The 24056-nt window shown below is 68.7% G+C and carries 25 protein-coding genes; 4 read left to right on the top strand and 21 right to left on the bottom strand.

The window, feature by feature from the left end; genetic code table 11:
• Window positions 1–39: 39 nt before the first annotated feature.
• Window positions 40–1131 (top strand): DNA integrity scanning diadenylate cyclase DisA, encoded by a 1092-nt coding sequence (gene disA, locus HQ325_RS01710; protein ID WP_222628773.1) that lies wholly within the window; start codon window positions 40–42, stop codon window positions 1129–1131.
• Between the two features lie 201 nt (window positions 1132–1332).
• Here disA and HQ325_RS01705 read toward each other — a convergent pair whose 3' ends face one another.
• Entirely contained in the window at window positions 1333–2040 is a 708-nt protein-coding gene (locus HQ325_RS01705; protein WP_222626443.1) for a hypothetical protein, read from the bottom strand.
• 42 nt (window positions 2041–2082) lie between these two features.
• The gene (locus tag HQ325_RS01700; RefSeq protein WP_222626442.1) at window positions 2083–2775 is read right to left on the bottom strand and encodes a carbonic anhydrase; all 693 of its coding nucleotides are present in this window, start codon (window positions 2773–2775) and stop codon (window positions 2083–2085) included.
• 69 nt (window positions 2776–2844) lie between these two features.
• Here HQ325_RS01700 and HQ325_RS01695 point away from each other — a divergent pair, with 69 nt between their 5' ends.
• Window positions 2845–3717 carry an A/G-specific adenine glycosylase gene (locus tag HQ325_RS01695; protein WP_222626441.1) on the top strand — a complete coding sequence of 291 codons (873 nt, stop codon included), beginning with the start codon at window positions 2845–2847 and terminating at the stop codon, window positions 3715–3717.
• Here HQ325_RS01695 and HQ325_RS01690 read toward each other — a convergent pair.
• Complete coding sequence (locus HQ325_RS01690; protein ID WP_222626440.1) at window positions 3649–4437, bottom strand: alpha/beta fold hydrolase; 789 nt, start codon at window positions 4435–4437, stop codon at window positions 3649–3651. The two genes, HQ325_RS01695 and HQ325_RS01690, sit on opposite strands and share 69 nt — an antisense overlap.
• Before the next feature lie 36 nt (window positions 4438–4473).
• Here HQ325_RS01690 and HQ325_RS01685 point away from each other — a divergent pair, with 36 nt between their 5' ends.
• Together HQ325_RS01685 and HQ325_RS01680 are read left to right on the top strand one after the other, a co-directional pair.
• The gene (locus HQ325_RS01685) at window positions 4474–4800 is read left to right on the top strand and encodes an antibiotic biosynthesis monooxygenase (protein ID WP_222626439.1); all 327 of its coding nucleotides are present in this window, start codon (window positions 4474–4476) and stop codon (window positions 4798–4800) included.
• Between the two features lie 96 nt (window positions 4801–4896).
• The gene (locus tag HQ325_RS01680) at window positions 4897–6312 is read left to right on the top strand and encodes a serine hydrolase (protein WP_222626438.1); all 1416 of its coding nucleotides are present in this window, start codon (window positions 4897–4899) and stop codon (window positions 6310–6312) included.
• Between the two features lie 34 nt (window positions 6313–6346).
• On the opposite strand, the gene HQ325_RS01675 is transcribed toward HQ325_RS01680, so the two are convergent.
• The 18 genes from HQ325_RS01675 to ftsH form a co-directional block, all read right to left on the bottom strand.
• Window positions 6347–6784 carry an OsmC family protein gene (locus tag HQ325_RS01675; protein WP_222626437.1) on the bottom strand — a complete coding sequence of 146 codons (438 nt, stop codon included), beginning with the start codon at window positions 6782–6784 and terminating at the stop codon, window positions 6347–6349.
• Between the two features lie 66 nt (window positions 6785–6850).
• On the bottom strand, window positions 6851–7600 hold the full coding sequence (locus HQ325_RS01670) for a VOC family protein (RefSeq protein WP_222626436.1): 750 nt from the start codon (window positions 7598–7600) through the stop codon (window positions 6851–6853).
• A 103-nt stretch (window positions 7601–7703) separates the two neighbouring features.
• The gene (locus HQ325_RS01665; protein ID WP_027506459.1) at window positions 7704–10238 is read right to left on the bottom strand and encodes an ATP-dependent Clp protease ATP-binding subunit; all 2535 of its coding nucleotides are present in this window, start codon (window positions 10236–10238) and stop codon (window positions 7704–7706) included.
• A gap of 387 nt (window positions 10239–10625) precedes the next feature.
• A complete protein-coding gene (locus HQ325_RS01660; protein WP_222626435.1) occupies window positions 10626–10979 on the bottom strand; it encodes an Lsr2 family protein in 354 nt (117 codons plus the stop codon).
• Window positions 10980–11090: 111 nt separating this feature from the next.
• Window positions 11091–12719, bottom strand: coding sequence for a lysine--tRNA ligase (gene lysS, locus HQ325_RS01655; RefSeq protein WP_222626434.1), 1629 nt, complete (start codon window positions 12717–12719; stop codon window positions 11091–11093).
• Complete coding sequence (locus HQ325_RS01650) at window positions 12646–13092, bottom strand: rhodanese-like domain-containing protein (RefSeq protein WP_222626433.1); 447 nt, start codon at window positions 13090–13092, stop codon at window positions 12646–12648. The genes lysS and HQ325_RS01650 overlap by 74 nt, the downstream gene beginning before the upstream one ends.
• On the bottom strand, window positions 13092–13628 hold the full coding sequence (locus tag HQ325_RS01645) for a cysteine dioxygenase family protein (protein ID WP_222626432.1): 537 nt from the start codon (window positions 13626–13628) through the stop codon (window positions 13092–13094). The genes HQ325_RS01650 and HQ325_RS01645 overlap by 1 nt, the downstream gene beginning before the upstream one ends.
• Before the next feature lie 139 nt (window positions 13629–13767).
• Window positions 13768–14562 carry a type III pantothenate kinase gene (locus HQ325_RS01640; protein ID WP_222626431.1) on the bottom strand — a complete coding sequence of 265 codons (795 nt, stop codon included), beginning with the start codon at window positions 14560–14562 and terminating at the stop codon, window positions 13768–13770.
• Window positions 14562–15002, bottom strand: coding sequence for an aspartate 1-decarboxylase (panD, locus tag HQ325_RS01635; RefSeq protein ID WP_027506465.1), 441 nt, complete (start codon window positions 15000–15002; stop codon window positions 14562–14564). The genes HQ325_RS01640 and panD overlap by 1 nt, the downstream gene beginning before the upstream one ends.
• 187 nt (window positions 15003–15189) lie before the next feature.
• On the bottom strand, window positions 15190–16119 hold the full coding sequence (gene panC, locus HQ325_RS01630) for a pantoate--beta-alanine ligase (protein WP_222626430.1): 930 nt from the start codon (window positions 16117–16119) through the stop codon (window positions 15190–15192).
• 10 nt (window positions 16120–16129) lie between these two features.
• Window positions 16130–17056, bottom strand: coding sequence for a Rossmann-like and DUF2520 domain-containing protein (locus tag HQ325_RS01625; RefSeq protein ID WP_222626429.1), 927 nt, complete (start codon window positions 17054–17056; stop codon window positions 16130–16132).
• A 140-nt stretch (window positions 17057–17196) separates the two neighbouring features.
• Entirely contained in the window at window positions 17197–18312 is a 1116-nt protein-coding gene (locus tag HQ325_RS01620) for a DUF6779 domain-containing protein (protein ID WP_222626428.1), read from the bottom strand.
• 79 nt (window positions 18313–18391) lie between these two features.
• Window positions 18392–18859, bottom strand: coding sequence for a DUF3180 domain-containing protein (locus HQ325_RS01615; protein ID WP_222626427.1), 468 nt, complete (start codon window positions 18857–18859; stop codon window positions 18392–18394).
• Entirely contained in the window at window positions 18856–19383 is a 528-nt protein-coding gene (folK, locus tag HQ325_RS01610) for a 2-amino-4-hydroxy-6-hydroxymethyldihydropteridine diphosphokinase (protein ID WP_222626426.1), read from the bottom strand. Before folK ends, HQ325_RS01615 begins: the two co-directional genes overlap by 4 nt.
• On the bottom strand, window positions 19380–19745 hold the full coding sequence (gene folB, locus HQ325_RS01605; RefSeq protein WP_204869743.1) for a dihydroneopterin aldolase: 366 nt from the start codon (window positions 19743–19745) through the stop codon (window positions 19380–19382). Before folB ends, folK begins: the two co-directional genes overlap by 4 nt.
• Window positions 19742–20569, bottom strand: coding sequence for a dihydropteroate synthase (gene folP / locus HQ325_RS01600; protein ID WP_222628771.1), 828 nt, complete (start codon window positions 20567–20569; stop codon window positions 19742–19744). Before folP ends, folB begins: the two co-directional genes overlap by 4 nt.
• A 45-nt stretch (window positions 20570–20614) precedes the next feature.
• A complete protein-coding gene (gene folE, locus HQ325_RS01595; protein ID WP_027506473.1) occupies window positions 20615–21241 on the bottom strand; it encodes a GTP cyclohydrolase I FolE in 627 nt (208 codons plus the stop codon).
• Between the two features lie 104 nt (window positions 21242–21345).
• A complete protein-coding gene (ftsH, locus tag HQ325_RS01590) occupies window positions 21346–23976 on the bottom strand; it encodes an ATP-dependent zinc metalloprotease FtsH (RefSeq protein WP_222626425.1) in 2631 nt (876 codons plus the stop codon).
• Between the last annotated feature and the right edge of the window lie 80 nt (window positions 23977–24056).

Genomic DNA, 24056 nt, shown 5'->3' with positions numbered 1-24056 from the left:
GGAGGGGGACCAGTGACCGACACCGTGACGACTCCGGACCTGCCCGTCGGCTTCCCGACACCTCACTCCTCCCTGCGCGACGCCATCGCCGATCTCGCCCCCGGCACCACGTTGCGCGACGGTCTCGAGCGCATCCTGCGCGGGCGCACCGGCGGACTGATCGTCCTCGGCTACGACGAGCAGGTCGAGAGCATCTGCGACGGCGGCTTCGACCTCGACGTCGAATTCGCCCCCACCCGGCTCCGCGAGCTGTCCAAGATGGACGGCGCCGTCGTGTTGTCCACCGACGGCTCGCGCATCGTCCGCGCCAACGTGCAACTCGTCCCCGACCACACCATCCCCACGGTCGAGTCCGGTACCCGCCACCGCGCCGCCGAGCGCACCGCGATCCACACCGGCTACCCCGTGGTGTCCGTCAGCCAGTCGATGAGCATCCTCAGCGTCTACGTCGGCGGAACGAGGCACGTCATCGAGGGTTCGGCGACCATCCTCTCCCGCGCCAACCAGGCCGTCGCCACCCTCGAGCGGTACAAGGCGCGCCTCGACGAGGTCGGTCGCCAGCTCTCTGTGACGGAGATCGAGGACTCGGTGACGTTGCGGGACGCGCTCACCGTCGCGCAGCGCCTCGAGATGGTGCGGCGCGTGTCCGTCGAGATCGAACAGAACGTTCTCGAGCTCGGTATCGACGGGCGCCAGCTCGCCCTGCAGCTCGAAGAACTGGTGGGCGACAACGACTCCGCGCGCCAACTCGTCGTCCGCGACTACCTCGCCGGCACCGACACACCCACCACGGCGGCCGTCGAACGGTCGCTCGCCGCACTCGATCGGCTCACCGACGTCGACCTGCTCGACCTCACGGTCATCGCTCGCGCCTTCGGCTACCCCGGCACCATCGAGGCGCTCGACGCACCGATGAGTCCCCGCGGCTACCGGTTGCTCACCCGCGTTCCGCGGCTGCAGTTCACGCAGATCCACCGACTGGTCGGGCACTTCGGGACCCTGCAGACCCTGCTGGCCGCCACGGCAGCCGACCTGCAGTCCGTCGAGGGGATCGGCGGGCTGTGGGCCCGCCACATCCGAGAAGGCCTGTCCCGCATGGCCGAGGCCAGCATCTCGGGGCCGTTCGACTGAGCCTCGTCGGAGAGTGCTGCCCGCCATCGTGGAGCCGACCGACGACGGTGTGAAGACCGAGACGTCACAAGCCGACTTCGATGAGGCGCCGGTGTGCAATCCGATTCAGGGAACAGTTCGCTACCACGGGTGACCCCGAGCAGTTCTGGGGACGTTGCACTGCAGCGTCAGCGAATACGACAACGGTCGGCAAATGCGGCGCTACGTGATGTTGAACGTCTCCGGCGCGCTGCGCAGCTGACCGAGCTGACCGACGACGCTGTAGCCGCCGGGCCCGACAGGCTCACGCGGCGCCGCGCACCCCGGCTCGGAGGTGGTGGCGGACCACTTCACCGCGAACGGAGCCTGCTCACCGGGCTGGAGGGTGCGGATGTCGGGAGTCGTCGACGGGAAGCAGTCGACGTTCGACCACAGTCGCTGACCCTCCAGGGTGTAGACCAGCACCTGCTGCAGACCCGAGCCGAGATCCCGCTCGCACGACGAGGTTCCGATGTTGGTGACGACGACGGTGAACGCCGGCTCCTGCCCCGCGGGGTAGGACGGCTGATCGGGCGAGGCCTTCACGGCGAGCGACTGGTCTGCACACTGACCGGGAGCCACGGGCGCAGCGGACGTCGTGGCGGACGTGGACGTCGCCGACGACGAGGACGCGGCGTCTCCGCCGCCGCCCCCGGAACCGCCGGCCGGAGCAGAACCTCCGGTCGCGGACGCGTCGGGACGGTAGGTCGTGGCAGCGGACGGTGCGAGCGAGGCGGATGCCGCGGTGGACTCGGAATCCTGCGACCCGCCGCCGGCGAGCGACACCACCAGCCACACCACGAGTCCGATGACCACCACTGCGCCACCGATCGCGAGCGCGCGGCGTCGCCAGTAGATCTCGGGAGGCAGAGGTCCGTTCGGCTCGAGCACAGGTCAACCGTATGTGCCGACGCGGTGACCGAGCGGCACCTACTACGGCGTGTCGCTCGTCATCGCCGACGAGGTGAGCAGATCACTCGAGTCGGTCCGGTCGGTCGCCCCCATCTCGACGGGTCCGATGTCGCCCAGCGCGCCCTGGAACTCGACCTTGCCGTCGGCCAGTTTGTACGTCAGCCCGACGATGGCGAGCGTGCCCGCGGCGACGCGCTTCTCGAGGATCGACGACCGATCGATCAGCAGCTTTCCGGTCTCGAGAACGTGGCGCGCCTCGACGTCGTCGGCGCGCGTGTACCCCAGTCGGTGGGCGTTGAGAACCGACGGCGTGACCCGCTCGACGATGTCGCGGATGAAGCCACCGGGGACGGTGCCCTCGTCCAGGGCATTGATGGTCGCCTTGACCGCACCGCAACTGTCGTGGCCGAGAATGACGATCAGGGGCGCTTCGAGGACCTCGGCGCCGAACTCCAGGGAACCGAGGACGGCCGAGTCGACGACCTGGCCGGCCGTGCGGACGACGAACATGTCGCCGAGGCCCTGGTCGAAGATGATCTCGGCCGCGACCCGGGAATCGGAGCATCCGAAGACGATCGCGGTGGGGTGCTGACCGTCGACGAGCGACGCGCGGTGATCCACCCCCTGGCTGGGATGCTCCGGGCGGCCGTCGACGAATCGGCGATTACCCTCGACGAGTGCGTTCCATGCTGAGCGGGGACTCGTATTCGGCATGGGGTTCATTGTGTCCGATGGGGGCCGATCCCGCCCGCACGGGACCGAGGAACCGGGAGGAGTCACCAGATGGACACGGATGCGTTGGTGAACTGGTTCGACAGCGAGGCACGCGATCTGCCGTGGCGCCGTGGCGGTGTCAGCGGGTGGCAGATCCTGATGAGCGAGGTGATGCTGCAGCAGACACCGGTGGCGCGGGTCGCTCCGATCTGGGTCGAGTGGGTGCAGCGATGGCCGGTACCGTCCGCGATGGCCGCGTCGTCGCGAGCCGACGTCCTGCGGGCCTGGGGCAAGCTCGGCTATCCCCGTCGCGCCGCGCGCCTGCACGACTGCGCCGCCGTCCTCGCCGAGCACCACGGCGACGAGACGCCGTCGGACGTCGAGACGCTGCTGACCCTGCCGGGTGTGGGGGCGTACACCGCGCGCGCCGTCGCCTGCTTCGCCTACGGACAGCGAGTCCCCGTCGTCGACACCAACGTGCGGCGCGTCGTCGCCCGTGCGGTCCACGGTCGCGCCGAGCCCGGAAACCCGAGCACCACACGAGATCTCGCGGACACCGAGGCCTTGCTACCCGAGGACGTCGCCACCGCGGCCACTCTGTCGGCGGCACTGATGGAGCTCGGCGCCGTCATCTGCACCGCACGCAATCCCGCGTGCGCGGACTGTCCGCTCCCGTCGTGCGCGTGGGTCGAGGCCGGTCGGCCGGCGCACGACGGCCCGCCGAGGAAGGTGCAGAAGTTCGCCGGAACCGATCGGCAGGTACGCGGAAAGCTGATGGACGTGCTGCGCTCCACGATGGGTCCGGTGGAGAAGGCGGAGCTCGATCTGGTGTGGACGACCGATCCCGGCCAACGTGACCGTGCCCTGAACTCGCTACTGGTCGACGGGCTCGTCGAGCAGACGTCCGCCGGCGCCTTCGCGCTCGCCGGGGAGGGCTCGTAGGAACGACTCGACAGCGCGCCGGTACTCCCCCGGCCGATCGTCGTGCACCAGATGCCCGGCACCGGCGACCACCTCGTACGTCGAGTCGTGATGCAGTGCAGCCATTCTCGCCATCTGACCCGCTGGAGTGACCGTGTGCTCCGCCTCGAGCAACAGCGCGGGAGCACGCACCGCTCGCCACTCGTCCCAGAAGTCGCGTCGTCCCCACTCGTCCGAGATCGCCGCGAACGTGTCCACGTCACCGTGCAGACGGAGCCCGTCCGGCGTCCGCTCGAAGGAGTCGAGGAAGTACTGCCCCGCGACGTCACCGAAGTACGCCAGGACCGCAGCCTCGTCGGGGAACGGGTGGGGCCACGCACGGATGACGGCGGCCCACCCGTCGGAGGTGCGACCGCGGAAGTCCGGTGCCATGTCCTCGACGACGATGCCGCGCACCCGCTCCGGTTCGCGCGCCGCGAGGCACCACGCGTGGAGCGCGCCCATGGAGTGCCCGATCAGGATCACGGACTCGAACGGAGCCAGCGCCTCGCTCAGCTCGTCGACGAAAGCCTCCGTCGCGAGGGTCGCCGGAGCAGCGCGCCCGTGTCCCGCTGCCCGCACGGCGAGGACGTGGCCGTGCGCCCTCAACCAGGGAACCTGTCGCCGCCACGTGTCCGGGCCGCCCATCAGCCCGTGCAGCAGCACGAGGGGCACTCCGGAGCCGCCGTGGTCGTCCAGCATCGTTCGACCGTAACCGTCGCAGGTAGCCTCGGGTCCATGCCAGTGGTCAAGATCAACGCCATCGAGGTGCCCGAGGGCGCCGGCCCCGAACTCGAGAAGCGCTTCGCCGCCCGCGCCGGATCGGTCGACGGCTCGCCCGGTTTCCTGGGCTTCCAGCTGCTCCGCCCGGTCAAGGGCGAGAACCGCTACTTCGTCGTCACGCAGTGGGAGGACGAGGAGTCGTTCCAGGCCTGGTCGGGTGGGCCGGCTCGCGAGGCCCACTCCGGTGAGCGGGCGAAGCCGGTCGCGTCGGGCGCCTCGTTACTGGAGTTCGACGTCGTGCTGGACGTTCCGGCCCGCCGAGACGGACCGGCCGACCGGTAAACCCGGACACGACTGTAGGTAAGGTCGGTTTTCCAGCAGTTCGAACCCCAGCAGTTCGAGCCGCAGCTGTTCGAGCGGGAACGAGGTCGTCACCACATGCCCACGTCACGTAGGTACGCATTTCTGGCCGCTGCCGTCACCGCGACTCTGACGCTCGCTGGATGCTCCGCAGGCGTCGATCCGCTGCTCGAGTCCGGAGCCGCGCGCGGCGACGGGTCGACGACGGAACCCGCCGACACGACCGCTGCACCGGTGACCGACGCACCCATCACGACGGTCACCGACACGGTCCTCGGCTGGATCACGGCGTCCGACCCCACCACACTCGACCCGGCCGCGATCGACTCGTTCGCCGCACCGGAACTGGCGCAGGCACTGGCTCAGGTCGGCGGGCTGCTCGGTCCCGTCGCGCAGATCCTGGCGAGTGGACCCCTCACCGTGGGCGAGCGGACCGAGGACGGCCTCGAGTCCACCGTGCAGCTCGACACCGGCCGGAACGCTCCCGTGACGCTGCGACTGCGCGCCACCGAGGACGGCCTGTTGTCCGGGATCCAGGCTCTGCCCGACACCGAGGGCGTCGACTCCTTCGCCTCGTCGGACGCCGCGCTCACCGCCCTCGGTGCTCGCACGTCCTACGTCGCCTCGCGGGTGACGAACGGCACCTGCGCTCCCGTCCACAGCCTCAACGCGGACGACTCTCTGCCGCTCGCCTCCGTCGCGAAGCTGTACGTGCTCGGCGCGGTCGCCCGGGCAGTCGACAACGGGACGCTGTCGTGGGACGAGCAGCTGATCGTGACCGACGCACGCAAGTCCGCCCCGTCGGGCCAGTTGCAGTTCGCGCCCGAGGGCACCCCGGTGACAGTGCGCGAGGCGACGGACGCGATGATCGCGATCAGCGACAACACGGCCACCGATCTGCTGATCGACCGCATCGGACGGGACGCCGTCGAGTCCGAGGTGACGATCATGGGCAACGCGAATCCTGCGGCGCTGACGCCGTTCCCGACGACACGCGAGTTCTTCGTTCTCGGCTGGGGTCGGCCGGATCTGCGTGCGCAGTGGCGAAACGCCGACACCCAGACACGTCGCGACATCCTGGCCGGCATCGAGAATCGCACCATCGACAGCGAGCCCGTGGATCCGCTGAATGCCGATCTCGACTACCAGGGCATTGCGACGAGACCCGGTACCCCGGACGGAGTCGAGTGGTTCGGCAGCGCGAACGACATCTGCCGCGCGTACGCGGCACTGGTCACGGGTCCGCAGAGCGACACGGTGCGCCAGATCCTCGCACTGAACCCAGGTGCCGAGGTCGATCCCGGCCGGTGGCCGTACGTCGGCTACAAGAACGGGAATGCCGCGGGCGACGTGTCCGGGTCGTGGCTGCTGACCGATGCGCAGGGCCAGGACTGGGTGGTGGCCACCCAGCTGCAGACCGACGAGGCGATCGGGCCGCTCGACAACGCCTACGCGTTCGCCGTCGTCCAGGACACCTTCGACCTGCTGCGGTGACCCCGGGGTTCACACCCGGGGCCCCGCAGGTGGGTCAGCTCTCCAGCGCGGCGTCGAGCGTGATCTCGACGCCTGTCAGAGCCTTGCTCACCGGGCAGGTCTCCTTGGCGTTCTGCGCTGCCTTGGCGAAACCGTCGGCGTCCAGACCGTCGACCTCACCGCGCACCGTGATCGCGATGCCGGTCAGCTTGAAGCCGACCTCGTCCGGTCCGAGCGACACCTCGGCGGTGACGTCGAGGCTCTGCGGAGTGCCACCGGCCTCGGCGATGACGGCCGAGAGCTGCATGGCGTAGCAGGACGAGTGCGCCGCGGCGATGAGCTCCTCGGGGCTGGTGGTGCCGCCCGCGTCGTCCGCCGCACGCTTCGGGAACGACACGTCGTACGTGCCGACCTTGGAGCTGGAGAGCTCGACCTGTCCCGAGCCCTCCTCGAGTGAACCGTTCCATGCTGTCCGTGCTGTGCGTGTGGGCATTGCCGTCCTTGTATCGAGTCGGATCACTGTCGATACCCAGCGTAGACAGCTCGACTCGGTAAGGGGTCAGCCTTCGCGGGAGATCACCGATATCACGTTGCCGGACGGGTCGGTGAACCACGCGATGGACGGGCCGTTGTTCGTCATGACGCCGTTGTCCCCCTGCGGGAAGCCGTCGTAGCGCAGGAACGAGACGCCCTTCTCTGTCAGCTCAGCCACCGACGCGTGGATGTCGGTGACGGGGATGTTGAGAACGGTGAACGACGCCGGCTCGTGATCGGGCTTCGGGTACGCGATCACGGTGGTACGACGGTCGATGCGGATCATGAGGATGCCCATGCTGTTGCGCATCACCCGCATCCCCAGCACGGTCGAGTAGAACTCCGCCGTCTCGTCGATGTCGCGGACGGCGAAACCGGAGAACGGCGTCGTCGGCTGACCCATCTCGGCCTCTGCCTCGTCGCTGAGCCGGACCAGCTGGATCCAGTTGCCGTCGGGATCCTTCGCCGTCGCGAAGTGGTGCCCGTCGCGATTCTCGAGGGGACTGACCCACTCGCCGCCGAGTTCGTCGATCCTGGCGGCGGTCGCGACGGGGTCGTCGATCTCGACGTTGAGGATGATGCGGGCGCCGGCCGTGCTCGGACCCGCGACGTCGTCCCGCCTGTCGAACATGATGAAGAAGCCGTCGAGGTCGAGCACCTGGTACGGGTGCTCGTCACGCGAGACAGTGGCCTCGAACACCGTCTCGTACCACCGAGAGAGGGCGTCCGGGTCGTCACTGGAGAGCAGGATGCTGTTCACGCTTGCTGTGGCCATACCGGTACAGACCGCGCGGTGCGGCCGAACTCATCGCGAGAGACACCACGAACGCAGAACGGGCGGGACCCGTGAGGGTCCCGCCCGTTGCCGTGCGTACGTACTACTCGGAGCTCTCGCCCGACTTCGCCAGGTCGACGGTCAACTCGTCGGGAAGGCTGATCGGCTTCTTCTCGCCGCGGAAGGTGAAGACCGCGTCCTCGCCCTGTCCCTCGCCGTCCCAGTTGTCGACGTCGACCAGCACGATCTGACCCGGCTCGATCTCGCCGAACAGGATCTTCTCGGACAGCTGGTCCTCGATCTCGCGCTGGATCGTGCGACGCAGCGGACGCGCACCCAACACCGGGTCGAATCCACGCTTGGCCAGGAGCGCCTTGCCCTTGTCGGTGACCTCGATGGCCATGTCCTTGTTCTTGAGCGCAACCTCCACTCGCGCCAGCATGAGATCGACCATCTGGATGATCTCGTCCTTGGTGAGCTGGTGGAAGACGACGATGTCGTCGATGCGGTTCAAGAACTCGGGGCGGAAGTGCTTCTTCAGCTCGTCGTGCACCTTGAGCTTCATGCGCTCGTAGTTGGAGCCACTGCCCTCACCCGAGGAGAAGCCCAGCCCGACGGCCTTGGAGATGTCCGACGTACCGAGATTCGAGGTGAAGATCAGCACGGTGTTCTTGAAGTCGACCGTACGACCCTGGCCGTCGGTGAGACGACCGTCCTCGAGCACCTGCAGGAGCGTGTTGTAGATCTCCTGGTGAGCCTTCTCGATCTCGTCGAACAGCACCACGGAGAACGGCTTGCGGCGCACCTTCTCGGTGAGCTGGCCACCCTCTTCGTAGCCCACGTATCCGGGGGGCGCACCGAACAGACGCGATGCGGTGAACCGGTCGTGGAACTCGCCCATGTCGATCTGGATGAGCGCGTCGTCCTCGCCGAACAGGAAGTTCGCCAGAGCCTTCGACAGCTCCGTCTTACCCACACCGGACGGGCCGGCGAAGATGAACGAGCCGGACGGACGCTTCGGGTCCTTCAGTCCTGCGCGGGTACGGCGGATGGCCTTCGAGACCGCCTTGACCGCCTCGACCTGGCCGATGATGCGCTTGTGGAGTTCGTCCTCCATGCGCAGGAGACGCGTGGTCTCCTCCTCGGTCAGCTTGAACACGGGGATGCCGGTCCAGTTGCCCAGGACCTCGGCGATCTCGTTGTCGTCGACCTCGGCGATGACGTCGAGGTCTCCGCTACGCCACTGCTTCTCGCGCTCGGCGCGCTGCGCGACGAGCTGCTTCTCCTTGTCGCGCAGGTTGGCGGCCTTCTCGAAGTCCTGCGCGTCGATCGCGGACTCCTTCTCCCGACGAGCATCGGCGATCTTGTCGTCGAAGTCGCGCAGGTCCGGCGGCGCCGTCATCCGACGGATGCGCATGCGCGCGCCCGCCTCGTCGATGAGGTCGATCGCCTTGTCCGGCAGGAAGCGGTCGTTGATGTACCGGTCGGCCAGGGTCGCGGCCGCCACGAGTGCGCTGTCGGTGATCGAGACGCGGTGATGCGCCTCGTACCGGTCACGCAGACCCTTGAGGATCTCGATCGTGTGATCGACCGACGGCTCGCCGACCTGCACCGGCTGGAAACGACGCTCGAGTGCGGCGTCCTTCTCGATGTACTTGCGGTACTCGTCCAGCGTGGTGGCACCGATGGTCTGGAGTTCACCACGAGCGAGCTTCGGCTTCAGGATGGAGGCCGCGTCGATCGCGCCCTCGGCAGCACCCGCGCCGACGAGCGTGTGCAGCTCGTCGATGAACAGGATGATGTCGCCGCGGGTGTTGATCTCCTTGAGCACCTTCTTGAGGCGCTCCTCGAAGTCACCGCGGTACCGGCTGCCGGCGACGAGCGAGCCCAGGTCCAGCGTGTAGAGCTGCTTGTCCTTGAGCGTCTCGGGAACCTCGCCGTTGACGATCGCCTGCGCGAGGCCCTCGACCACGGCGGTCTTGCCGACACCCGGCTCACCGATGAGTACGGGGTTGTTCTTGGTGCGGCGACTCAGCACCTGCATGACGCGCTCGATCTCCTTCGCGCGTCCGATGACCGGGTCGAGCTTGCCCTCGAGTGCGGCCTGCGTGAGGTTGCGACCGAACTGGTCGAGCACCAGCGACGTGGACGGTGTTCCCGCCTCGCCGCGGCTGCTACCGGACTCGCTGGGCTCCTTGCCCTGGTATCCGGACAGCAGCTGGATGACCTGCTGGCGCACGCGGTTGAGATCGGCGCCGAGCTTGACCAGCACCTGCGCCGCCACACCCTCACCCTCACGGATGAGGCCGAGCAGGATGTGCTCCGTGCCGATGTAGTTGTGTCCGAGCTGCAGCGCCTCACGCAGGCTGAGCTCGAGGACCTTCTTGGCACGCGGGGTGAACGGGATGTGCCCGGACGGTGCCTGCTGGCCCTGGCCGATGATCTCCTCGACCTGGCTGCGTACACCTTCGAGGGAGATCCCGAGCGACTCCAGAGACTTCGCCGCCACGCCTTCACCCTCGTGGATGAGACCCAGCAGGATGTGCTCCGTGCCGATGTAGTTGTGGTTGAGCATCCGGGCCTCTTCTTGGGCCAGGACGACGACGCGCCGTGCGCGGTCGGTGAACCTCTCGAACATCGCTCTCCCTCACACTGATGACGGGGCAGGCGTCGGACCCTCTAGTCCGAACCTCGAGCCCGACTCTCACTCTAGTTGCCGTGACCTTCGAGTGCCGCTCCGCCGGGGAAGTTCATCCGACGGCGAACGGTGGCTTCCGCGCCCTCGGCGCGCCCTCACAGGCGACACCGGCACCCTTGTATGCAGACACAACGCACTACAGCAGAGATTCGTTACCACGCGCAGCGGTGGATTCGCCGTTCCTGCCTTCGCCCGCAGCGAACGGCCTACTCCTGATCGGCACCATCGGCAATGGGTCGGCGTGATGAGCCGTGACGGACATTTCGCCCATCCATTGGAGTCATTGTCATCCGATTGAATGACAATGACTCCGACTGGTAGGCAGAATCAAGAAGAGAGTTCCCACGCGCGCACGATCTCGGACGATATGCGACCCCGCGCGCTGATCTCGAAACCTTGCGTGCGCGCCCATTCCCGTATTGCAGCACTGCGCGCGCGATCCGCCGCGCCGCGCGTCCGCGTGCCCCCGGACGTGCTCGCGGCCGACCCTCCCCCGGTCGTCCGCGTCGACACCCGCCGCGCGTGCTGGATCCACTGGTCCATCACTTTCCGCAGCTCATCGGCGTTCGAGTTGGACAAATCCAACTCGAACCACGTGCCGTCCAATCCGATCGACACCGTCTCGTCAGCCGGTACGTTGTCGACGTCGTCGACCAGCGTGACCGTCACCTTCTTGACCATTCGACGCATTCCCCCCTCCGAACACGGCGACACTCTTCGCCGAGCGAGTTCGATAATAGCGCGCATTACCGAGACACTGCAGCGTACCGGGTGGAATGTTCTTTTCGGCCCTCAGCCGCGGTCGGGACGCACCAATGGAAAGAGGATGGTCTCGCGAATACCGAGCCCCGTGAGTGCCATCAGAAGGCGATCGATGCCCATTCCCGTACCCGTTGTGGGCGGCATCGCGTACTCCATGGCGGTGAGGAAGTCCTCGTCGAGCACCATGGCTTCGTCGTCGCCGGCAGACGCCAGCCGGGCCTGATCGACGAAGCGCTCGCGCTGCACGACGGGGTCGACGAGCTCCGAGTAACCGGTGGCGAGCTCGAAGCCCCGCACGTAGAGATCCCACTTCTCCACCACACCGGGGATGCTGCGATGGGCGCGGACCAGAGGCGACGTCTCCACGGGGAAGTTGCGGACGAACGTCGGAGTGTGGAGCTGGTCCCCGCAGCTGTGCTCCCACAGCTCCTCGACCAGCTTGCCGTGGCCCCATCCCTTGTCCGTCGGCACGGCGAGACCCACCCGATCGGCCAGCGCACGCAGGTCGCCCGGGCTAGTCGCCGGTGTCACCTCGATGCCGACGGCCGCCGACAACGACGGGTACATCTCGATGGTGGTCCACTCGCCCGCGAAGTCGTACGCGGAACCGTCCGCGAGGGTGACCTGCAGCGACCCGTACACGGCCTGGACGACTTCCTGCACGAGCTCGCGCGTCATCACCGCGGAGTCGTCGTACGTGCCGTAGGCCTCGTACGTCTCGAGCATCGCGAACTCCGGCGAGTGCGTGGAGTCGATGCCCTCGTTGCGGAAGTTGCGGTTGATCTCGAAGACCCGGTCGATGCCGCCCACGACCGCCCGCTTGAGGAACAGTTCGGGAGCGATGCGGAGGAACAGGTCGATGTCGAGCGCGTTCGAGTGCGTCGTGAACGGCCGGGCCGCGGCGCCGCCGTGCAGCGTCTGGAGCATCGGGGTCTCGATCTCCAGGAATCCGCGGCGCTCGAGCCCGTCACGCAGTGCGCGCAGCGCGGCGACGCGGCGGCGGGCATTCTCCCGCGCCTCGGGGCGCACGATCAGGTCGACGTACCGCTGGCGGACGCGGGACTCCTCGTTCATCTCCTTGTGGGCGACGGGCAGGGGGCGCAGCGACTTGGACGCCATCTGCCACTCGTCCGCCATGACGCTCAGCTCGCCGCGTCGGGAGCTGATCACCTCGCCGTGCACGAAGATCATGTCGCCGAGATCGACGTCCGACTTCCACAGCGCCAGCGACTCCTCACCGACACCGGCGAGGGAGATCATGGCCTGGAGCTGTGTGCCGTCGCCGTCCTGCAGCGTCGCGAAGCAGAGCTTGCCGGTGTTGCGCAGGAAGATGACGCGACCGGCCACCCCCACCTGCTCACCGGTGTGCGCGTCCGGCTCGAGTGCGGGATGGGCCGCCCGTACCTCGGCCAGCGAGTGCGTCCTCGCGACCGACACCGGATACGCCTCGCGCCCGGACTCCAGCAGCCGCGCGCGCTTCTCGCGGCGGATGCGCACCTGTTCCGGGGTGTCGTCGGTGGGAACGGCGGCGGGGTCGGTGTCTGCGCGTGGAGTCTCGGTCACGACTGCCCAGCCTATAGAGAGGTCAGTGCGCGACGAGAGTGCGCCCTTCGCGCAGGCAGTGCCGCGCACTCCCCACGACGCCGGTGAGTCCGGCATCGACGATGGCGCGGTACCCACCGATGACGTCGGACGCGCGCGTGAGCCCCAGTTCCTGCAGCGCCGCGGCGGCGAGCGACGAGGTGTAGCCCTCGGAGCACAACACGATCCACTCGACGTCGTGGTCCACCGCGATGGCCAGGCGTGCGCTGCTCGTCGGGTCGCACCGCCACTCGAGGACATTGCGCTCGATGGCCAGCGCGCCGGGCATGGTTCCCTCCAGCACGCGCTGAGCCTGGGGGCGGATGTCGACGAGCACCGCGCCGCGGGCGACGGCATCGGCCAGCTCGGAGACGTCGGTGCGGCGGTACGTGGACCGTGCGCGGTCGAGCATGTCGTCGATGCTCGATCGGGTGGTGGGTCGAGTCGTCATCACGCGTCTCCCTCGGGCAGATCGGTCAGGACGGACCGGGTACGGCGGAGAGCACCGCGCTCACCGATCTCGTAGTAGGACATGGCCGTCAGCGGCGGCGAGTACGCATGCACGCTCAGTGTCGGACCACTCACGGTCACCGGGTCCGGCATCGGATCCGGGGCGTGGGTGACGTCGTGGACCCACCCGAGCGGGAAGGACGCCTGATCACCCGCGTCGAGGCGGCGGTGATGCAGACCCGCGCCGTTCCAACGGTATTCGCTGAGCGAGCCGCTCAAGACGGTCAGTGCGCCGAGCGAACCGGCGTGGTCGTGCAGTTCGGTGGACTTGTCCGGTACCCAGCTGATGAGCCACAGGTCGACCAGATCGTCCGAATGCAGACGGACACACCACCGTTCACCGGTAGGGAACACACCACCGGGCGGGAGGAGCGCATCATGGCGACCGTCGAGCACATCGGCCGCACCTTGATCGGTGAGGCGCAGCAGATCGGCGGGACGCAGAGACGTGGGGGCGACAGCAGAGAGCGAGAGCACGGCAGGACTCCAGGGAGGTGTGATGACAGTCAGGGCAGGCGTCAGCCCCGACAACACTCCCGAGCACCCGTACGATCAGTCACCCCGAAAGTGTGGCACACAGTTCGGCAGCGCGCCACCTCGACATTCGTGGCCTCGATCAGCGGCGACGGGCCTGATTGCGCTCGTAGACCAGCCGCAGTCCCGCCAGCGTGAGGTCCGGCTCGATGCGATCGATCGACGAGGAGTCGTCCATGACGAGCGACGCCGTGTCGCCGGTGGCCACCACGACGACGTCGTCGCCGTCGAAGCCGGGCACCTCGAGGCACACCCGGTCGACGATCCCGTCGACGAGGCCGGCGAAGCCGAAGATCGCACCCGACTGCATGGCCTCGACGGTGTTCTTGCCGAGAACGCCTCGGGGCCGGACCAGTTCGACCTTGCGCAGCGCCGCGGAGCGGGACGCGAGCGCGTCCATGGAGATCTCGAGTCCGGGCGCGATCGATCCGCCCAGGAACTCCCCCTTGGCCGACACGACGTCGACACACGTGGACGTCCCGAAGTCGACGATGATGCACGGGGCGTCGTACAGGTGGTGAGCCGCGAGGCTGTTGACGATGCGATCGGCGCCCACATCCTTCGGGTTGTCCACCAGCAGAGGCACTCCGGTGCGCACACCGGGCTCCACGACCACGTGGGGAACGTGCGACCAGTATCGCCCCAACATCGTGCGGATCTCACGCAGCACCGACGGCACTGTCGACAGCGCCGCTACACCCGTGATGGTGTCCACGTCGGGACCGAGGAGACCGCGGAACGTCAACGCCAGCTCGTCCGCCGTCATCGACGGGTCAGTCCGCATCCGGCGTTGCCGCGTGAGCCGCGCGTGATCACCGCTACCGGTGAACACGCCCAACACGATGTTGGTGTTGCGGACGTCGACGGTGAGCAGCATCAGACCGAGACCGTGTCCCGCGTGTCCGCGGTGAGAGTGCGCGGCGAGATCAGCCCGGATCCGGCCGGGCTGTCCGCCGGATCGGTGCCGACCTGCACGGGGCGGTTGTCGGCGTCGACGAACACCACGTTCGGGGCGTACTCGGCGACCTCGGCGGGGTCGAGGATGCCGTAGGCGATGATGATCACCAGGTCGCCGGGATGCACCAGATGCGCTGCGGCGCCGTTGATCCCGACCACTCCCGAACCGCGCTGTCCCGCGATGACGTAGGTCTCGAGCCGAGCACCGTTGTCGATGTCCACGATGGTCACCTGCTCACCCTCGAGCAGTGCAGCGGCATCGAGCAGATCCTGATCGATGGTCACCGACCCCACATAGTGCAGATCGGCGTGGGTCACGGTGGCGCGGTGGATCTTCGAGGTCATCATCGTGCGGAGCATGGTCAGTCCTTACCTGTCTGGAGCCGGGCGGGAGTTGCGGGCAGGCCGGAGGCCGGTCGGTTGGAGCGGGCAGGCCGGAGGCCGGTCGGTTGGAGCGGGCAGGCCGGAGGCCGGTCGGTTGGAGCGGGCAGGCCGGAGGCCGGTCGGTTGGCGCGGGCAGGCCGGAGGCCGGTCGGTTGGCGCGGAGTCAGGAGTGGCCGAGGTGGCGTTGTCCGGCTGCCGATTCCGGATCGCGACCCTGGAATCCGGTACCGAGAGCGACGCCCACGTTGTCGAGCAGGCGCGTGGTGCCCACGCGGGCGGCGACCAGCAACCGGCCGTCGCCCTCCTCGGGTGCGTCACGGAGATCGGCTCCGCGTACCTCGAGGTAGTCGACGTCCACCTCCGGCACCGTGTCGAGCACCGACTGCGCCGCCGCCAGAACGGCATCCGAACCACCCTCGGCAGCATGGGTGCCGGCGATCAGCGCTGCCGACAGGGCCACCGCGAGGGACCGCTGGTTCTCGTCGAGGTACCGGTTGCGCGAGGACAGGGCCAGACCGTCGGATTCGCGGACGATGGGGACTCCCCGGATCTCGACGTCGATGTTCAGGTCGCGCACCATCTGGTCGATCAGGACCAGCTGCTGGTAGTCCTTCTCCCCGAAGTAGGCCGTGGTGGGTGCGACGATGCCGAGCAGCGTCGCGACCACCGTCAGCATCCCGGCGAAATGGCCGGGCCGCGAAGCGCCTTCGAGTTCGGCACCGAGCGGACCGGGGTGCACCGTCGTCCGCGGACCGTGCGGGTACATGTCCTGCACACTCGGGACGAAGACCAGTTCCACCCCGGCTGCGCGCAGCACGTCCAGGTCGGCGTCGAGGGTGCGCGGGTACGCGTCGAGATCCTCCCCCGCCCCGAACTGCAGCGGGTTGACGAAGATCGACACCACGACGACAGCGCCGCTCCGCTTCGCCATCTCCACGAGCTGGACGTGACCGGCGTGCAACGCACCCATGGTGGGCACGAGCGCGACTCGGCGTCCCGCCGAGCGCAGGGCTCGGGTGACCGACCGGACGACATCGGGTGCGTGATGCACCGTCAGTTCACCCGGTGTGTACGCGCCGTCGAGTGCACTCACGGCTGCCTCCTCATTCGTTGTCCCGCAGGACGTTCATCACGGTGTCGTCCGCGCCGGCCCGCTCGGCCGTACGCAGTGACATCGCGCGATAGCCCGCGGCGATCCGCGGGTCGAGATCGGTCAACGCGTCGAGATGCCTGGACACCGTCGCCCCGTCGCCCCGCGCCACCGGACCGGTCAACGCGCCCTGTCCGCTGCGCAGCACGTTGTCCAATGCCGCCGACAGCAGTGGCGCCAGAACCCGCTCCGCCACACCACCGGGACGCTGTTCCACCGGCTGCTGGCCGGGAAGTTCCTCGTGGGCCAGCGCGTCCCGCAGTGCGTCGAGGGCGTCGACGACCAGAGTCACCAGGTGATTCGACCCGTGGGCGAGCGCCGCGTGGTACAGCGTGCGCGCCTCCTCGGGCACACCCACGGGCTCGCCGCCGATCTCGAGCACCAGTCCCTGCGCGATCGCGAGGCCGATCTCGTCGGCCGCCGTGATGCCGAAGCACGCGGTCGCCAGACGGTCGGTGTCCTCGGGTTTGCCGCTGAAGGTCATCGCGGGGTGCACGGCCATCGTCACCACTCCTCGGCCCGCCAGCGGCGCGAGGATGCCGACACCGTTGGCGCCGGACGTGTGCAGCACGAGAGTTCCGGGCGACACCGCATCGGTGCGCGCCAACCCGCGGACCAGCGCGTCCAGTTCCTGATCCGGCACCGCCAGGATCAGCAGTTCACTGCGCCGCGCCACATCCGTGGCCGGCAGGATCTCCGCGTCGGGGAGGCGGGTCTCGGCGCGGCGCCGGGACGCGTCGGAGACGGCGGCACAGCCGAACACGACGTGGCCGACTCGTTCGAGCGCCTCACCCAGCGCGGTACCGACCCGGCCTGCGGACACGACGCCGACGGACAGGCGCGCCGGGGCGGGGTCGGACGTGACTCGATCGGGGGACAAGAAGGGTCCTCTCGGGGATACAGTTCCAGTCCCGCTCGGCGGGTACCGGACTCATCGACGCCCACACTAGTGTCCGGCGTCGACCGACCGCCATGCGACGCCGGTCACACCCGCGGCGCAGATTTCACTCGGCGAGGCCACTACTCGGCACGGCGGCGCCGGCGACCCGATCCTGTCGACGCGTCCGCGGTGCCCATCCCCGCGAGGATGTCCGCGACAGAGCGCCCACTCGAATGTGCTCCCGATCCTGCGTCGACCGGTGCGTCGGACTCGACGTCCGGATCCGCAGCGCGTCGTCGACCGCCCGACTGCGTGGGTGCAGCGGGCGCGGGGAGCTCGGGTTCGGGTTCGACGTCCAGGGTCGGCAGCGGGTCGGGTTCGGGCTGCGGCTCGGGTTCGGGGAGCGGCTCGGGCTCCGGCAGGGGTTCGGGGTCGGGTTCGGGTTCCGGCAGCGGTTCCGGCTCGGGCTCGGGTTCCGGCTCGGGAAGGGGGTCCGGCTCGGGGGCGACGGGGATGCTGTCGGCGCGGTGACTCGACGGGTTCCACTCGGGGGTGCGCGGTACCTGCTGTGCGGACGACTGCTGTGCGGGTGCCGGATGGAAGGTGCCGTCGTGATCGAACTCGCCGCCGATGACCGACGTCTCCGCCGTGACCGGGTCGTCGAAGGGAGTGGCGAACCCGGGCCGGGAGTAGGTCGGATCGGGGGCGAAGCTCGGCGGGCGGGTGCGCGATCCGGGGACGTACAGACCCGACGGCGCCGGCTCGTAGCCGCTGTAGGAGCGCTCTGCCAGCTCCCGCATCCGCATCGCCTCGCCGGCGATGGCAGCACGGTCGTCCGGCAACTCACCGTCGAACAGCATCTCGAGACTGCGGCGCAGAGACGCGAGTTCGGCTCGGAGAGCACGCATCTCGTCGCCGTCGGCACCGATCTCGGCGCGCACCCGGGACTCGACGCCGAGCTCGTACTCGCGGCGCGCGGCGATCTCCCGCTCGAGCTGGAGCTCGTAGACGGTCTGCAGATCGCGCGCCTTCATCTGATCCACCGCGGCGTCGCGGCGATACTTCGTCATCGCGAACGCGCCGAGAACGGCGGCCCACAGCGCTGCCACGATGCCCACGCGCAGCAGCGGAACGCTGTCACTGAGGATCATCAGAACGCTGGCCACCACGCCCAGCAGAACCAGACCGGCGAGAGCCGTGTGGTTGCCGCCGCGTTTCGTGCGACGGTTCGCCTTGCTCCTGCCGGTGTCCGTCATGAATCCCAGGGTAACGGCTCGGGCGGCTGTCGCACTTCACCATGCACGGACGGGGTGTCCGAGGACGGCCGCGATCGTGTCAGTGGGCGGGCTCGTCGGCTCCGTCGTCCGGTGTCCGGCAGCAGTGCTCGAGCCACAAGGCAGCGGCCACGGCGACGATTCCGGCGACGAGGCCGACGAGCGCTCCCGGCGTGTCCTCCGAGGCCGCGCGTACCGAAGATCGCAGCGGTAACAGATGGATCAGCAGACCGGCCCATACTCCCGCCGCCGCTGCACCGACGAGGGCCGCGGCCTTGGCCAGCGCGACGGCGCGCGCGACCGTGATCGGATGCAGCTGGCCGGGCCCCGGGCCGATCCTGCGGGTGCGCAATCGGGACCGCACCAGCAGTCCCACGACCACGAGGACGCCCGCCACCGGATACAGCGAGGCACCCGCGAACGTGGAGATCGGCGGAACCGAACCGTAGAAGGACGAGGCGAGGATCCACGTGGCCACCACGGCGAACGCCGCGAGCGCGACGAGATCGCGCACACGCGTCGGGCTCACGTGGAGTCACCGCCGGCACTCCCGCAGCGCACCGGATCCCACAGCCGTGTCTCCGTGCGTCGCACGCCGGCACGTTCGGACTCCGGCAGCTCGGCCAGCAGGTCGCGTACCGACCGGCCATGCAGCACGGCATCGGGGTCGGCGTCCAGCCACGGTGCGAGGACGAAGGCACGCTCGTGCGCCAGGGGATGCGGAAGGATCAAGTCGGGATCGTCACTGACGACGTCGTCGCACACGACGATGTCCACGTCGACGGTCCGCGGTCCCCAGCGCTGCACCCGCTCGCGGTGAGCGGCCGTCTCCAACTGCTGTCCCCGTCGCAACCAGCCCCGGCAGTCGGTGTTCTCGTCGTCCACGATCACGACGGCGTTGAGGAAGTCCTGCTGGTCGATGCCGCCCCACGGGGCGGTGGCGAACACGGTCGACACTGCGACGACGGCGTCTCCGAGACCCTCGACCACGGCCCGCAACTGCTGTTCGCTGTCCCCGATGTTGCTCCCGATCGAAAGCACCGCGCGGGTCATGCAGACCTCGATCGGGTGACCACGACGGCCACGTCCGTGAAGGTCAGGGGGATCGGAGCCGACGGCTTGTGCAGGGTGACCTCGACGCGTTCCACGCGCGGATCCGTCAGGACACCGTCGGCGATCTCGCTCGCGACCGTCTCGATGAGATCGCGACTCGGACCCGCGATCACCGCGGCGGCGGCCTCGGCCAGCTCACCGTAGTGCGCCGTCTTCGTCAGGTCGTCCGATGCCGCGGCCGGGGCGAGATCCATGTGGACGACGAGATCGACCAGGAAGTCCTGACCGTCGCGCTTCTCGTGGTCGAAGACACCGTGATTGCCGCGCACGGTCAATCCGCGCAGCTCGATGCGATCGGTCATGTCGTTCCTTTCGGTTCGGTCGGGCCGTGCCACTGCCGGTGCACGGCGAGAGCGTCGAGAGTGCCGACGGCGTCGTGGACGCGCACCCCCCAGGCGCCCGCCACGGCGGACAGCACCGAGATCGCGGCCGTCGCAGCGTCGCGGCCGTGCGGAGGGCGAGGCTGCCCGTCGCGGGCGAGCAGAGTGCCGAGGAATCGTTTGCGGGACGCACCCACCAGCACGGGAATGCCCGTGTCGACGAGACGATCGAGTCGGCGGAGCAACGCCCAGTTGTGCTCCGCGTTCTTGGCGAAGCCGAGCCCCGGATCGAGGACGATGCGGGAACTGTCCACCCCGGCGGCCACGGCCGCGTCGACCTGGCGGAGAAGTCCGCTGCGCACGTCCTCGACGATGTCGCCGTAGTCGTGCTCCTCGGCGGCGCCGGGTCGATGGGTCCAGTCGACGGTGGATCGCCAGTGCATCAGCACCCAGGCGACACCGGCATCGGCGACGACACCCGCCATGTCGGGATCGGCGCGGCCACCGGAGACGTCGTTGACGATGGACACGCCCGCACCGATCGCCGCACTCGCCACGGACGCCCGCATCGTGTCGACGCTGACGCACACGCCGTGGGCCACCAGCTCCGCGATCACCGGTGCGACGCGCTCCGCCTCGACGGACGGGTCGACCCGGTCGGCGCCGGGGCGCGTCGACTCGCCCCCGACGTCGACGACGTCGACACCCGCGGCGTGCAGTTCGAGGCCGTGCCGCACCGCGGCGTCGACGTCAAGACAGCGGCCGCCGTCCGAGAACGAGTCGGCCGTGACGTTGACGACGCCCATCACCACGGGCCCGTCGGCGTGCGGAAGCGTGAACACGAGCGGTGCCTACTTGCGAAGAATGAGATCCAGCGCCTCGGACCGGGACACCGCGCTGGACTGGAACACACCGCGCACGGCGGAGGTGGTGGTGCTGGCGCCCGGCTTACGGATTCCCCGCATCGCCATGCAGAGGTGCTCGGCCTCCATCACCACGATGACTCCGCGCGGTTCGAGCTTGCGCATCATCGCGTCGGCGACCTGCGAGGTGAGACGTTCCTGCACCTGTGGCCGCTTCGCGTACAGGTCGACGACCCGCGCCAACTTCGACAGGCCCGTCACCCGGCCCGACTTACCCGGGATGTAGCCGACGTGCGCGACGCCGTGGAAGGACACCAGGTGGTGCTCGCACGTCGAGTACATCGGAATGTCCCGCACGAGGACGAGCTCGCGGTGCGCCTCGTCGAACGTCGTTCCCAACACCTCGTCAGGATCGACGAACAGTCCGCCGAACATCTCCCTGTATGCACGCGCCACTCGAGCCGGGGTGTCCTTCAGCCCCTCGCGCTCGGGGTCCTCACCCACCGCGAGCAGCAGCTCACGGACGGCCGCCTCGGCGCGCTCCTGATCGAACGTCCGACCGGACACCACGGACACAGGCTCGTCGATCGACTGATCGGCTTGGTTGACGGACACGGGAGGTCCCTTCGCTGACGGCCGCGCTGCCGATGGATCCGAGCAGCCGGAGGTGATGTGCGGGCGGGTGCGGCCGCACGGACGAGAGGGTCGGACGAGCGACTCTAGCGCGCGTCCGGGCCCTCCCACCGCTGGGTGTTCGGCGGCAGCTGGGGATCCTCGGCCTCGTCACGCGGAGGTTGGTACTGCCCCTCCGGGTTCTGCGGGTTGCGGTAACGCGGCTCGGGCTGAGCCGGCTCCCCCACACCCGCACCGGGGTACTGCCCGTACGGCTGCGGTTCCTGGTACGCCTGCGGTTCCCGGTAGGGATGCGGCTCCTGGTATGGCTGCGGTTCCTGGTAGGGCTGGGGCTCGTCGTACCCGCGCGGTTCCTGGTACCCACGCGGACCCTGGTAGCCCTGCGGGTCACCCTGACCCTGAGGCTGCCCGTAACCCTGGGGCTGGCCGTAGCCCTGCGGCTGGCCGTAGCCCTGCGGCTGCCCGTAACCCTGCGGCTGCCCGTAACCCTGCGGCTCCGGGTACCGCGGTGCCTCGTTCTCGCGAGGAGGCCATCCCGGTGCGGACCAACCGGCCGGTGCGCCGTAGTCGGGCATCGAGGAGCCGGGACGGCCGCCGCGATGTGCTCCACCCTGACCGTTCGGGGTCGACCCGTTCTGGCCATGCCCGTTCTGGCCCTGCCCGTTCTGACCGTTACCGTTCTGGCCATGCCCGTTCTGGGCGTGGCCGTTCTGGCCGTTCTGTGCCTGACCGTTCTGGGCCTGACCGGCGTAGCTCGGCTCCTTGACGATCGAGACGGGCGGCCACGGCTCCCCGCGCTCGGTCGCGAGCTCGCGCGGGGTCTTCACCGGCGGCTTGGACGACGGAACTCGATCACCGAAGTCGTTGAAGGCCGTGATGCGGGGACGCTTCTCGACGCCGGTGAAGATCTTCTCCAGGTCCTTGCGCGTGAGCGTCTCGCGCTCCAGCAGCTCGGTCGCCAGGATGTCGAGGACGTCGCGGTAGTCGTTCAGGATGGCCCACGCCTCGGTGTGCGCGGCCTCGATGAGGTTGCGCACCTCCCCGTCGATCTCCCGGGCGACCTCGTGCGAGTAGTCGGACTGGACGCCCATCGAGCGGCCCAGGAACGGATCACCCTGCTCCTGGCCGTACCGGACGGCGCCGAGCTTGCTGCTCATGCCGTACTCGGTGACCATGGCGCGAGCGATCTTGGTGGCCTGGTCGATGTCGGACGATGCTCCCGTGGTCGGCTCGTGGAAGACGAGCTCCTCGGCAGCGCGGCCGCCCATCGCCATGACGAGGCGCGCGATCATCTCGGAGCGCGTCATCAGACCCTTGTCGTCCTCCGGCACCGTCATCGCGTGACCACCGGTGCGGCCGCGGGCGAGGATGGTGACCTTGTAGATCGGCTCGATGTCGGGCATCGCCCACGCCGCGAGGGTGTGACCACCCTCGTGGTACGCCGTGATCTTGCGCTCGTGCTCGCTGATGATGCGACTCTTGCGGCGGGGTCCGCCGATGACGCGATCCACCGACTCCTCGAGAGCGGCCTCGGTGACCACGGTGCCGTTCTCCCGCGCCGTCAGCAGTGCGGCCTCGTTGATGACGTTCGCGAGATCCGCGCCCGACATACCGACGGTGCGCTTGGCCAGACCCTCGAGGTCGGCGTCCTGCGCGATCGGCTTGCCCTTCGAGTGCACCGCGAGAATCGCGCGGCGTCCTGCGAGGTCGGGGGCGCCGACCGGGATCTGCCTGTCGAAACGACCCGGGCGCAGCAGCGCGGGATCGAGGATGTCGGGGCGGTTGGTCGCGGCGATGAGGATGACGCCGGTGCGCTCACCGAAGCCGTCCATCTCGACCAGCAGCTGGTTGAGAGTCTGCTCGCGCTCGTCGTGTCCGCCGCCCAGACCGGCCCCGCGCTGGCGACCGACGGCGTCGATCTCGTCGACGAAGATGATGCAGGGGCTGTTCTGCTTGGCCTGCTCGAACAGGTCGCGCACACGTGAGGCACCGACACCGACGAACATCTCGACGAAGTCGGAACCGGAGATGGTGAAGAACGGCACGCCGGCCTCACCGGCGACGGCGCGGGCAAGCAGCGTCTTGCCGGTTCCGGGAGGGCCGTAGAGCAGCACGCCGCGGGGGATCTTCGCGCCGAGGGCCTGGTAGCGGGCCGGGTTCTGCAGGAAGTCCTTGATCTCGTAGAGCTCTTCGACCGCTTCGTTCGCGCCTGCTACGTCCGCGAACGTCGTCTTCGGCATGTCCTTGGTGAGCTGCTTGGCCTTGGACTTGCCGAAGCCCATCACACCGCCACGCCCGCCGCCCTGCATGCGCGACATCACGAAGATGAAGATGCCCAGCAGGATGATCATGGGGAGCAGGAACACCAGGATCGACGTGAACCAGCTGTCCTGCGTCACCTCGGTGTCGTAGCTCTCGGCACCCGACGCGGCGACCTTGTCGAAGATCTGCTGCGACGCGGCGTCCGGGTACTGCGAGATGATCTGCGTCTCGTTGCCGGTGGCGTCGTTGCCGCTCTTCAGCGTCAGACGGACTTGCTGCTCGCGGTCGTCGATCTGCGCGGTCTGCACGTTCTGGTCGTCGAGCTGCGCGACGGCGACCGACGTGTCGACACTCTTCCACCCCCGCGTGTCGTCGCCGAAGTAGCTGAAGGCGAAGATCACCAACAGGATGCCGGCGACTATCGCCAGGTTGCGGAACAAAGTCTTGCGGTTCATACAGCGTCGCCCTCGATGGCAGTCGGACTCACAGGCAGGTGGTCATGGTTCGCGTCGGTCGGCCGGCAGCAGTTCTCGAT

Origin of the sequence: Rhodococcus sp. BP-349, from assembly GCF_019835845.1 — a bacterium.
Taxonomy (GTDB): domain Bacteria; phylum Actinomycetota; class Actinomycetes; order Mycobacteriales; family Mycobacteriaceae; genus Rhodococcoides.
This window is presented reverse-complemented; position numbering and strand designations above follow the sequence as displayed.